Origin of the sequence: Streptomyces xanthochromogenes (genome assembly GCF_014650455.1) — a bacterium.
Taxonomy (GTDB): Bacteria; Actinomycetota; Actinomycetes; order Streptomycetales; family Streptomycetaceae; genus Streptomyces; species Streptomyces xanthochromogenes.
Window position 1 is genome coordinate 716,221 of record NZ_BMUZ01000003.1, and the last position, 12,313, is coordinate 728,533.

Below are 12,313 nucleotides of genomic sequence, written 5' to 3' on the forward strand. Positions count from 1 at the left end.
CGCGGTCCGATCCCGGCGCCTAGGGTGAGTGCCGTGACCCTCCTCACCGCCGCTGTCGTCCAAGCGGGCTCGCCCTTGTTCGACACCCCCGCCGCGCTGGCCAAGGCCCTCGACCTGATCCGCGCCGCCGCCGCCCGAGGTGCCCAGGTCGTCGTGCTGCCCGAGGCGTTCCTCGGCGGCTATCCCAAGGGGTTCGACTTCGGGGTGCGGGTCGGCAGCCGCAGCCCGGAGGGACGCGATACGTTCCGGCGCTACTTCGAGTCGGCCATCGCGGTCCCGGGCGCCGAGACGGACGAACTCGCGGCACTGACAGTGGAGTTGAGCATCCACGCGGTGGTCGGTGCGGTGGAGCGGTCCGGTTCCACGTTGTACTGCGTCGCCCTGTACTTCGGCCCGCAGGGTTATCTCGGCAAGCACCGCAAGCTGATGCCGACCGCCGCCGAGCGGCTGATCTGGGGGCTCGGGGACGGCTCCACCATGCCCGTGATCGACAGCGGCCGCGGCCTGCTGGGGGCAGCCATCTGCTGGGAGAACTACATGCCGCTGTTCCGCACCACGATGTACGCCAAAGGCGTCGACATCTGGTGTGCGCCGACGGTGGACGACCGGGAGACCTGGCAAGTGACGATGCGCCATGTGGCCCTTGAGGGGCGCTGCTTCGTCCTGAGCGCCGCCCAGTACCTGCTGCGCTCCGATCTGCCCCCCGACGTCCATCCGGTACAGGGTGACGCGCCGGACACCGTCCTCATCGGCGGCGGCAGCACCATCGCCTCGCCGCTCGGCGAGGTACTCGCCGGGCCGCTCAGGGACGGCGAAGGCATCCTGGTGGCCGACCTCGACCTCGGGGACATCGCCCGCAGCCGCTTCGACTTCGACCCGACCGGGCACTACGCCCGTCCCGACCTCTTCACGCTGCACGTGGACGAAACCCCCAGGCCGCCGACCCGGGCGGGCTGAACGGTCGCGGGCCGGACCCGACGCCCCGGCCCCACCGTGCAATGCGGCGCACCAGCGGGCCAGCTGGGCTTCTCGGGCCCGACGCACCCGGGCCCGGGCCACCTCGCCCGTCCACGCCAGGAGCGCGCCCTGCGCCGCGCGCTCCCCCGGCGGCCCCGATTCAGGCGATCTTCACCGGCACACGGAGGTCGGCGCGCGGCCGCGTGTACAGACGGCCCCGGACCTCGCCCCGCGCCAACCGGTCCATCGCCGCCGGGAGTTCGGAGAAGGGGACCTCCTGCACGGCCGGCTTGAGCGCGCCGCTCGCGATGAGGCCGTACACCTCCCGCAGTTCGTCCTTGCTCGCCCCGAGTGAACCGACGAGCTGGACGTTGCGCATGACCAGCGAGGCGATCGGTATGGGCGCGACGGCGCCGCCGAGGCCCACGAGCACCACGCAGCCACCCGGTCGAACGCACTCCACAGCAGCGGCGGCCGTCGACGGCACGCCCGCGAAGTCCACGATGACATCGGGCTGTTGGGCCGCGAGCTGCCGGACGTCCTGGAAGCAGGCCGTGGCTCCGGCCTCCGTCGCGGGGCCGAAGGTGGACGGGTTGACATCGACCCCGTACACGGTCGCGCCGAGCAGCTTGGCGATGCGCACGCCGTTGAGGCCGAGCCCGCCCAGCCCTATCACGCCGACCGTGCGACCCGGGCGGACCGCACCGGCCGTGCGCACCGCGTGGTAGGCGGTGGCCACGGAGTCGGTGGCCACCGCCGCCTCCGCGAAGGTCACGTTGTCGGGGATGTGGACCAGCGTGGAGACATGGGCGAGCTCCTGCTCCGCGAACGCGCCGTCGTGTCCGACGCCGGGTGCGAAGAGGGCTTCCTCTATCGGATGCGAGACCAGGGCGATGCCCACCCGGTCGCCCACCTCGAAGTCCCTGACGCCGTCGCCCACCGAGGAGATCACCCCGGCGCCCTCGTGACCCAGGGTCACCGGCGACTTGACGGTGAGATCTCCGAGGTCCATACCGCTCATGATGTGCAGGTCGGAGTGGCAGAGCCCGGCCGCCTCGATGTCGACCACCACCCACTCCGGCCCGGGCTCCGGGTCCGGAACGATCTCCAAGTTGAGCGGCCGTCCCGCGCCTGCGAACCGTATGGCCTTCATGTGCCCATCCCCACCTTCACACCTGCGTCGTACAGTTGTTCCCTGTTCTGGTGGTTGAATTCCCAAGCTTCGGGTGCTTTATGCGCGTGATTCGAATCGATGGACGAATCACCATATGCCCGACGTGAACATGCCAACGGCGGCCCGCCCAGCGGGTGCTGGGCGGGCCGCCGTGACGAGGATCAGCTTCCGTTGACCTCCAGCTCGTATATGCGGGCGGCCGGATCGGTGTTCTGGGCCGGGACGAGGACCCCGAGGCGCACGTACCGGGCCGATCCGGTGACCGTGCTCGTCGTGGAATCGGCGGTGTTGCCTCGCACCTGCGCCGCCGTGGTCCAGGTGGCGCCGTCTCCGGAGACGCTCAGGTCGTAGTCCTTGGTGTTCCAGTCCGCACTCTCGCCGCCCGCGCCCGCATGGCGCACGGTGATCGAGCTCAGCGGATGGGACGCGCCCAGATCGACCTGGAGGGTCTTGGTGCCGGACGCCTTCGAACACCACTTGTCACCCGTGCCGCCGGTGAAGCTGCCGTTGACCGCCTTCTCCGGGGTCTCCGTGGCGTTGCACGACGCCGAGCCGGTGGCCGGCTGCCCTATCGCGAGGTCCCGGCTGCCGCCGCTCGGCCCGTAGACCTCCAGCTCGTAGACCCGGGCCGCGTCGCTGCCCCCGCCACTGGTGTTGGAGGGGCTGGTGACGACCAGGCGCACGTAACGGGCCGACCGGGCCGACACGGGATGGTAGGTCCGGCTGGAGCGCGAGCCGGTGACGGTGGCCGCGGCGGTCCAGGCCGTGCCGTCGGTGCTGGTCTGGATCTGGAAGGCACCGGTGTTCCAGCCGGTGTTCTCACCTCCCAGACCGGCATGCTTGATCACGAACGAGGACACGTTGCGCACGGACCCGAGGTCGACCTGGAGCGAGGGGTTCGCCGCGGACGAGCACCACTTGCTGTTGTTGGTGAGCGACCCGTCCACCGCCTTGTCGGCCGACTCCGCCGCGGCACAACTCGCCGATCCGGTGACCGGCTTGCCGAGCGCGAGGTCGGTGCCGAGCTCCGGCGCGGCGGGCACCGGGGTGGCGCCGTCCTGGAACGACGGCGGCACGTCGGAAGCGCCGGTGCCCCAGGTGCCGCTCGGCGCGGCGCCCATCGTGTAGTTCAGGGTCGCGCCGCCCGCGACGTCCGGGTAGCGCAGGTAACTGTGGCTGGTGGAAGTGCCGTTGACGGCGAGCGCCTGCACATAGGGCCCGCTGCCGGAACTGTTGATGGTGATGTTCCCGGCCGCCCGCTGGATCAGGATGGACGGGAACTGGGGCCCGTGCACGGCCAGCGTGTCCGCCCCCGGAGTCGCGGGGTACATGCCGAGTGCGGCCCACACGTACCAGGCCGACGTCGCACCGAGGTCGTCGTTGCCGGGCAGCCCGCCCGCGCCGGTGGTGAACGACTCGTCCATCACCTTGCGCACGGCGTCGGTGGCGCCCGCCGGGTGGCGTGCGTAGTTGTAGGCCCACGGAACCCCGTGCTCCGGCTCGTTCCCTATGTAGTAATACGGCCTGCTCTGACCGGCGTTGACCTCGGTGAAGTGGTGGTCGAGACGCTGCACGGCGGTCCCGGCCCCACCCATGGAGTTGATCAGGTCGGAGAAGTCGTACGGCACCATCCAGGTGTACTGGGAGGCATTGCCCTCGGTGAACGTGGACTGGCTCGCCGGGTCGAGCGGCCAGCTCCAGGAGCCGTCGCTCTGGTGCTGCTGCACGTAGGACGACTCGGAGTTGAAGGTGTTGCGCCACCACTGGGCGCGTCCCATATGAGTGTTGTAGCTCGATGTGTTGCCAAGTGCCTTGGCGAACTGGGCGACGGCGAAGTCGGACGCCGAGTACTCAAGTGAGTCGGAGGGGTCGTCGAGGTAGTGCAGGCTCGTGTAGGTGGACTGGCGGCCCCGGATCGCGCTGCCTTGCGCCGTACCGCCGTTGGAAGCCTTCTCCATCAGGGAGAGCGCGGCCGAGGTGTCGAAGTCGCGGGCCCCGAAGGCGTACAGACTGCTGACGATGATCGGGCCGGGGTCGCCCGTCATGACGAAGTCCTCGTTGGTCTGCTGCGACCACTTGGGCAGCAGACCGCCCTGCTGTCCGTCCAGGACCATCGACTTGGCGATGTCACTCGCCTCGGTGGGGGCCATGAGCGCGATGAGCGAGGCCCACGAGCGGTAGATGTCCCAGCCCGAGTAGTTCTGGTACACCGGGCGCGACGCATTGTGCACGGCGCTGTCGAAGCCCCGGTAGTCGCCGTTGACATCGCTGGAGATGTTGGGGCTCTGCAGCACGTGGTACAGCGCGGTGTAGAACTTCTGCCGCTCCGTGGCGCTGCCGCCGGTGACCTGGAGCCGATTGAGCATCTGGTTCCAGGCGGTGTCGGCCGCGGTGCGGATCGCGCCGAAGTCCCAACCTGCGTTCTCGGCAGCCACGTTGGCCTGTGCGCCCGCGATGCTCACGTACGACAGGCCGACCTTGAACTGGACCGTCGCGTTGGTGCTCGTGTCGAAGGTGACGTAGGCGCCGGTGTTGGTGCCGGAGGCCGTGGCCGAGCCGTCGCTGACGCTGCCGCCGGACCAGGTGCCGAAGCCGGTCGGCGTCCGGTCGAAGCGCACGTCGAAGTAGATCTGGTACGTCTTGGACGAGCCGCAGAATCCACCGGCCGTCACGCTGCCGGTCAGCTCATTGCCGTTGATGTGCACCGACCCGGCGCGGTTGCCCGTGGCGCTGCGGCCGGTGTTGATCAGCAACCGGGACGCGGTCGAGGCGGGGTAGGTCAGCTTGCCCATGGCGGTGCGGGTGGTGGCGGACAGCTCTACGTCCGTGGCGTAGCGGTCCAGGCGCGTCTTGTAATAGCCGGGCTTGGCCACCTCGTTCGCCTTGGTGTAACCGGAGGCGTAGCTCGTCCAGTTGGTGCCGGGTGAACTGCCGAGCGCGCCGGTGACCGGCAGCAGCGGCAGGTCCTCGTTGTTGGGGCAGCCGGCGCCGTCGAAGTGCGTGAGGCTGAAGTCCTCGACGGACGTGTCCTTGTAGCGGTAGCCGGACGGTGAGGCGGTGGGCGTGTCCGGGCCGACCTGTACGCCGCCGAAGGGCACCACGGCCCCGGGGTAGGTGCTGCCGCCGGCACCGCCGGGCACGGGGTTGGGGGCGTTGCTGTCGTCGGTGCCGATGAACGGGTCGACGTACTGGGTCAGCGGAAGCGCCGCCGCGTGGGCGGGCACGGCGGCCGCGAGGCCGACGAGTCCGAGGGCGGAGAGCGCCAGCGCACTGAAGGCGCTGACGCCCCGGGAGGGACGTCTTGGCCGGACCGCGGGTCCGGAGGAGGGCACGGAGCGGAGCACGAGGGGGGACCACCTTCTCGCAAGGGACCACTCGCCGTCCGGCGGGCGGCCTCGGGACGGAGGATGCTCGATGTGCATGTGAACGTTACCAATCAACTCAGGATTGTTGAGGTGTCCCTGACTACCCGTCAAGGGTGAGGGGCGAATTGCAGCCTCGTGTTCACCGCGGCACTCCGCCCCGCCTCCGCCACGCCTCTGCCATATCTCCGCCACGCCTCTGCCGTGAGGACCAACTTCCTCTCACCGTAGCAAGTTTGATGATTCGTCAGTCCTGACGGATTCCACGCTCGGCACGCATGGGAACGTTACCAATCCGGGAGACGATCCGAGGCCATCGGCGCAAGCACCGTGCGTGCCCCTGACATGGGACTCCGTCTGCCATCATCGACGCGTCGCCGTGCCGGATCCGGGCGCGGACCGGTCGATGAGGAGGCTCGTGAAGCGCCCGACGATGAAGGACGTGGCCCGCGCCGCGGGAGTCAGCCCGATGACCGTCTCGCGGGCGGTGTCGGGCGAACCCGGCGTCTCGCCGGACACCGCGGCCCGGGTGGAGCAGGCCGTACGGGAGTTGGGCTACCAGCGGAACGACAACGCCCGCAGCCTGCGGCAGAAGGATCCGCGCACGTCGACCATCGGCCTGGTCGTCGACGACCTGGCCAACCCGTTCTACGCGCTGATGGCCCGCTCCGTGGAGGACGAGGCCCACCGGCGCGGCTTCCTCGTCCTGGTCGGCAGCACCAACGACGAACCCCGCCGAGAACGTGAGGTCATAGCCGCTTTCACGGCGCGCCAGGTGGACGGCCTCATCCTCGTCCCGACCAACGGCGGCCACGGCTTCCTGAAGCAGCCGATGGAGGCCGGCACACGCGTCGTCTGCGTCGACCGGCCTGCGAAGGGCCTGGCCGTGGACACCGTCACCGTCGACAATCGCGCGGGAGCCGAGCGGGCCGTCAGTCATCTGCTGGGCCACGGGCACACCCGGATCGCCTATCTCGGCGACCGGTTCGACATCTGGACCCAGCGCGAACGCCACGCGGGTTATCTGGACGCGCTCGCCTCCCACGGCATACCCGAGGACCCCGCTCTCGTACGCCACGAACTGCGGTCCCAGCCCCATGCGGCCGCCGCCCTCGCCGAGTTGCGGGCGCTGCCCTGTCCCCCCACGGCGCTGTTCACCACCAACGACCTGATCACCATCGGGGTGATGGACGGGCTCGGACACCCCGACCCGATCGCCCTCGTCGGGTTCGACGACTTCCCGCTGGCCGACCGGCTCAGTCCCCCGCTCAGCGTCGTCAGCCAGGACCCCGTCGCGCTCGGCGCCACGGCCGCGAACCTCCTGTTCTCGCGCATCGACGGCGACCGGTCGGCTCCCCGCTCGGTCGTCCTCCTGACCCGGCTCATCGTGCGCGGCTCAGGGGCGGGCGGGGGACGCCCGCGCTGACGGGCGGGGCCGGCGGAGACGACCAGGGCTACTGGAGACGGCGCCCGGCCCGTGGAGACGGCCGGGGCTAGTGCAGCAGGCCCTCGGGCAGGTAGGGCGACCTCACGGGGACGGGCCAGCCGATGCGTCGGGCGTGGCAGGCCAGGCCCAGCACGTCCAGGCTGACGGCGGCTTCGATGTCCTTGCCGCGGGCGCCCACCGTGTAGTGCTCGCGGTGCTCTTCCAGGGCATCGGCCAGGGCGAGGGCGAAGCCCTCCTGATCGCACTGGACGAGCTGGGACAGCAGGGTGAGCGGCGGCATGAGGAAGCTGCCCGAGGCCATCCGGTCGGCGGTCGCCAGGGCATGGTCCATCGCCGGCTCGGGGTCGACGCCGCGCAGATAGTCGTGCAGGGCCGCGCAGTAGGCCCCGCCGGGTGACGGGTGATCGCCCTCGGCGAAGAACTCCGGCTCGATGAGCACGCAGTCGGCCAGCGGCTTGCGTGCTCCGACGACCAGTGCGAGCGCCACGGCCTGTTGCCACTGGTGCGGGTTGGGGCGGTAGGAGCCGCGCCACGCAGGCAGCGTCCTCGTCGTTCCCCCGATGGTGACCGGCACCTCTGTGCCCGGCTCGGCCCGTGCCGCTCGAAGGGCGGCCGCCCCCGCCTCGGCACCGAGCAGCGCGGCCTCGTACTGGCACGGGTCGGTCCCGTCGGGATCGATCGCGGCGCGTACCAGAAAACGCTGGCGCTGGTCCGCCATGAGCGATGTCAGATCCCGCGCGAGCGCCTTCGGGTCCGTCTTCGGATCGTGGAAGCGCGCCATCTCCTGCGCGGCAACGTCGTCGTACAGGGACGGATCCAGGGGCTGGTCCGGGCAGGGACGGCCCGGCCGCTCGACCACCAGGGGGCCGGCGGCGAGCGCGGCCACGGCGTCGGCACGCTTGTCCCGGCCGTAGGCCCGCACCCGTGGCGCGTCCTTTTCGAATCCGGTCACCAGGGCCCGGGGAAGGTAACCGGACTCGACCGGAATGTCCCAGCCGTGCCACCGGTGGGCCATCGCCATGAGGGCCAGGGCGTCGAGCGGGAGCAGGCTGCGCGGTCTGGCGTTGTCTCCCGCGGCACGGCTCCGGTACTGCTCCAACTGCGTTGCCAGACAGCGGGCGAAGCCCTCCTCGTCCCCCGCGGCCAGGGCCCGCAGGGTGCTGAGGGCCGCGCGATGGCCGGGCCGGTCGTCGCCCTCGCCCAGAGTGGAGATCACCATGTCGATCAGGGCGCACTTCTCGACGTCCTGAACCGGCCCCGCCGTCAGCACGTCGACGGGCCCTTCCTCATGGTCGAGGACGTACGCCATCAGGGCGTGGACGAGGGCCACGTCCGCGCGCCCCTCGTTGCCGCGCCAGGGCGGGGCGGCCTCGATGAACACCTCCGCCTTGCGGTCCGAGACCTCGGCGAGGAAGGCCAGCAGGAGGGCGTCCAGCCAGTCGCAGGTCCGGACCCGATCACCCGGCGTCGCGGTGGCGTCGCCGCACTCGAACTCTCCGCCGTACGACACCCCGGCCCCGGCGTAATCGATGAACACCTCTGCCTGCCGTCCGGGTGACGAGGCCAGCTCCAGGGCGCCCACCAAGGCGGCGGCCGCGGAGCCGAGCGCCGTCTCGGCGTCCTTCCCGCTCAGCTCCGGCACCCGTACGGACCGTGCACCCAAGTAGTCCAGAAGGTCGTCGGCGACCAGCCGCCAGCCCGTGGCCGGGAGCGGATCCTCCTGCATGCGGTGCACCTCCGCGGCGATCCGCTCCGCGAAGTCGGCCTCCGCCGCGGCCAACGCCGGCTCACCGATTCGATGGCGCTCGATCCGCACCTCTGCCTCCCGACGGTCCCCGTTCGATCTTGCCCTGCCAGCATAGGAAGGGGGTCTGACAACGCGCCCGGCTCGACGGTCCGCCCGAGCCCATGACAGATCCTGCGGCGTCTTTGTCATCATTTGGTCACACGGGCATGCGATCGTGGTCGTGCTTGATCGGCTTCCGGAGCCATGGCAGTTACCTACCGGCTCGGAAATGAGTACTTCCGGCTGGAACGGCTTCATGCCTTCCTGACGTCTAGGCGGCCGACAGCGCAGAGCACAGGGCGAGATCAGCAAGGCGGGCTGCACCACGTATGAACGAGAAGAACAGCGCGAAAGCGGGCGGGCCTTCAGGCACGGAGGCTGCGCGCGGGGACGACTCCGCCGCCGCGAAGGCGGCCGGCGAAACACCGGCTGAGCGGCGGGACGGCGCGGAGCGGGACACCGCGCCCCGGAAGGACCCGGCACCGGCCGACCCCGGGGGCTCCAACTCCGGTTCTGCCGAGCCGGTTCAGGACCCGTCCCCATCGGCCGAACGTCCTGATCGAACCGACCCGGCCGATTCGGCCGACCGCAGCGACCTCGGCGACCTCGGCGACCTCGGCGACCTCGGCGACAAGACCCTCGTCTTCGCGTCCCCGGCGTCGCGAGGGAATTCGCCGCGCCGCGCCGAGGACACGCCCCCCACGGCGGGCGAGGGCCACGCGGGCAGCGAGGGCCACGAGGGCGCTGCGGACGGCACGGGCAGCGCCGTCGACGCCGCGGCAGGCGCCAACTCCGGCTCTGCCGCGCCCGCCTCCGAGTCTCCGCGGCGTGACGGGAAGCCCCCGAAGCCCGGGACGCCGAGTCCCGAGGCAGGGAGTCCCGAGGCAGGGAGTCCCGGGCGGTCCACCGGGATGCCGCCGGCCACGGGTGCACCCGTGGCGGAAGCCTCCCTGCCGAGGTCCGCGGCCCCCGAGACATCGGCCCCCGAGCCGAAGGCAACGGCAGAGGCCGCAGGCCCGCAGCCCTCCGAGGAAGAGGGAAGCGCGCCCGAGGAGCCCCAGGTGTCCAAGGCTGCTGAAGCCCGCGTGGCGGCGGCCAAGAGTGACCCCGGGGCCGCGTCGGCTTCCGTCTCCCCCACGCCGCCCACCTCGCCGCCCGTATCGGACCACCGCGCAGTGCCCATGCGCGACGCGGCGTCCAAGCCCGAGTCCGAACCCAAGTCGGAGCCCGACCCCGCGTCGGAGTCTGCCTCCGCCTCGGCATCGGCATCGGCATCCGCATGGGCGAGGAAACCCTCCTGGGCCGCCCGCGCGGAGTCGGAGTCGGAGTCGGAGCGGACCAGTGAGTTCGTCGCGCTCAAGCCGGACCTGCCGCATCCGGCCCCGCCCCGTCGCGTGGCGCCCACCCCGGCTCCCCCGGCGGTGGGCGACGGGCCCGGCCAGGGGTCCCCTGAGGCCGACGTCACCCGTGAGTTCGGCGCGCCGCCGCGCACCGATGACCGCACCATGGCGCTGACCCGGCCGCCCGCCTCCTCCCCCGCACCGCCCTCAGCCGCACCGGCACCGACACCGGCCACCGCGGCAGGCGGCGGCGACGCGGGCGGCCCGCCACCCCCGCTCGACCTGCTCGCGCAGCTCACCAACACCCCGCCGAAGCCCGAGACAGTGGCCCGCACGGTCGGGCGCCGGATCAAGATCTGGGGCACGCTCGTCGCGTTGCTCGCCGTCGTGCTGGTCGTGGTTCAGGCGTTGCGCCCGCTCCCCACGCCCACCCTCAAACTCACCGCCGAGTCGACCCACACCGCGGCCGGCGGAGCCCTGTCGTTGCCGTGGCCGAGCGAGGGCCAGGCCGTGGTGGACATCAACGGCCTCGGCCGGATGGGCACGTACGGGGAGATGAAGCCGCTCCCCATCGGCAGCGTGGCCAAGGTGATGACCACGTATCTCGTCCTGCGCGACCACCCGCTCAAGGCCGGTGACAAGGGGCCCTCGATCCCGGTCGACCAGAAGGCGCAGGACGACTACACCAACGGCGTCAAGGAGAAGGAGTCCGTCGTCGAGGTGAAGGCGGGTCAGCAGGTGTCCGAACTGGAGGCCCTGCAGGCGGTCATGCTTCCCTCGGCGAACAACGTGGCACGTCTGCTTGCCCGTTGGGACGCGTCCACGGAGGAGGCGTTCATCAAGAAGATGAACGACACCGCCAAGGAACTCGGGATGACCAACACGACGTACACCGACGCGAGCGGCCTCATGGAGTCCACGGTCAGCACGGCCGAGGACCAGGTGAAGCTGGCCAAGCGGGCCATGGCGGACCCGGTCTTCCGGGCCATCGCCAAATCGCCGTCGTACACGTCGACGACGACGTCCGGCGGTGGCACGATCGACACGGCCAGGACGCAGAACAACTTCAACAAGCTCGTCCCGCTGAACGGCGTCGTCGGCATCAAGACGGGGTCGACGACCAAGGCGGGCGGCAACCTCCTGTTCGCCGCCGAGACCACGGTGGGCGACAGCAAGCAGCTCGTCATCGGTGCCGTGTTCGGACAGCACCGGGCGCCCATCATCGACACCGCGACTGCGGCGAGCAAGAGCCTGATACTGGCCGCGGACAAGGCACTTCGGAGCGAGACGGTGGTGAAGAAGGGCGATGTGGTCGGTCATGTGGACGACGGCCTCGGGGGTACGGTCCCGGTCGTGGCGACGAAGGACCTGAGCGTGCCCGTCTGGTCCGGGGCCTCGGTCGGGATCAGCCTCACCGATGGCGGCAGGACGCTGCCCCACACGGCGAAGGCAGGCACCCGGATCGGCACCCTGACCGTGGGCACCGGCATCGGTGAGGTGAAGGTTCCCGTCGCGCTCAAGGGCGACTTGGCGGAGCCGTCGTTCGGCGCGAGGCTGACCCGGATCGGCTGACCGGAAGGCAGCCATCCGCAGCCACTCGACCCCAGTGCGGCCCCGCCGATTTCGGCGGGGCCGCACTGCTGTCAGAGGTCGGCTGTACGAATCAGCAGGGGAACGCGCCCCCGCACTGGCAGGGACCACCGCTCTGGCAGCCGCACTGGCAGCTCGGGCCGCATGAGCAGTTGGCCGCGCGTGATGGCGGGGCGGTCGCCGGGCGGACGGTCGAGTACAGCAGGCCCGGTGGGGCCATGGGAGGAACAGGCTGCTCGGGAATCATGGTCAAGCTCCCTTCCCTGGTGCGCTGTTTCGGTCCCGAGTCAACTCCAGGCCTCGTCGGCCGTCAACGTCGTTGTTGCACAAGGGACTTGGGGTTGTGCAAGGGAATGCAGGATGGTGGGCGGGCTGGACGTCGGGCGCGAGCGCGGAGCCCGCGCGTCCGGCGAAGGAGACGGCTCGGCACAGGCCAGGGGAATGGCTCAGCACATCCGACAAGGGAGCGCGATGACCTCCAGGTTCAGGTTCACGGCACGAACGGCAGGGGGTGCCCGCCCGGGGAGCCGGGCGCGACTTCCGGCCCTTCCGCTCGCGGCGGGGTTGCTCACCGCGACCGTCGCGCTGTACATGGCACTCGTCGCCTTCGGCAACATCACCGATTTCGACACCAACCGGCAGTTCGTCCGGCACGTC

At 70.8% G+C, this 12,313-nt stretch carries 7 protein-coding genes; 4 read left to right on the plus strand and 3 right to left on the minus strand.

From position 1 onward, the window contains the following. Positions 1-33 precede the first annotated feature (33 nt). Positions 34-957, plus strand: coding sequence for a nitrilase-related carbon-nitrogen hydrolase (locus IE267_RS10570; RefSeq protein WP_308428760.1), 924 nt, complete (start codon positions 34-36; stop codon positions 955-957). A 160-nt stretch (positions 958-1,117) separates the two neighbouring features. Here IE267_RS10570 and IE267_RS10575 read toward each other — a convergent pair whose 3' ends face one another. After that, positions 1,118-2,110 carry a zinc-binding dehydrogenase gene (locus IE267_RS10575; RefSeq protein WP_189762940.1) on the minus strand — a complete coding sequence of 331 codons (993 nt, stop codon included), beginning with the start codon at positions 2,108-2,110 and terminating at the stop codon, positions 1,118-1,120. A 182-nt stretch (positions 2,111-2,292) separates the two neighbouring features. Continuing rightward, the gene (locus tag IE267_RS10580) at positions 2,293-5,475 is read right to left on the minus strand and encodes a GH92 family glycosyl hydrolase (protein ID WP_229860937.1); all 3,183 of its coding nucleotides are present in this window, start codon (positions 5,473-5,475) and stop codon (positions 2,293-2,295) included. 436 nt (positions 5,476-5,911) lie between these two features. On the opposite strand from IE267_RS10580, the gene IE267_RS10585 reads away from it, so the two are divergent. Then, entirely contained in the window at positions 5,912-6,919 is a 1,008-nt protein-coding gene (locus IE267_RS10585; protein WP_229860939.1) for a LacI family DNA-binding transcriptional regulator, read from the plus strand. 67 nt (positions 6,920-6,986) lie between these two features. Here IE267_RS10585 and IE267_RS10590 read toward each other — a convergent pair whose 3' ends face one another. Then, entirely contained in the window at positions 6,987-8,756 is a 1,770-nt protein-coding gene (locus IE267_RS10590; RefSeq protein WP_189762942.1) for an immunity 49 family protein, read from the minus strand. A 299-nt stretch (positions 8,757-9,055) separates the two neighbouring features. Here IE267_RS10590 and IE267_RS10595 point away from each other — a divergent pair, with 299 nt between their 5' ends. After that, positions 9,056-11,638: a D-alanyl-D-alanine carboxypeptidase gene (locus IE267_RS10595; protein ID WP_229860941.1), complete on the plus strand. Its 2,583-nt coding sequence runs from the start codon at positions 9,056-9,058 to the stop codon at positions 11,636-11,638. Positions 11,639-12,127: 489 nt separating this feature from the next. Next, the coding region (locus IE267_RS39530) for a DUF2165 family protein (RefSeq protein WP_229860943.1) at positions 12,128-12,313 on the plus strand (186 nt) is incomplete at its 3' end.

What these genes read in the sequence shown, in the direction of transcription:
- IE267_RS10595 (WP_229860941.1), top strand. Translation starts at nt 9,056, where the DNA reads ATGAACGAGAAGAACAGCGCGAAAGCGGGCGGGCCTTCAGGCACGGAG.
- IE267_RS10575 (WP_189762940.1), bottom strand. Translation starts at nt 2,110, where the DNA reads ATGAAGGCCATACGGTTCGCAGGCGCGGGACGGCCGCTCAACTTGGAG.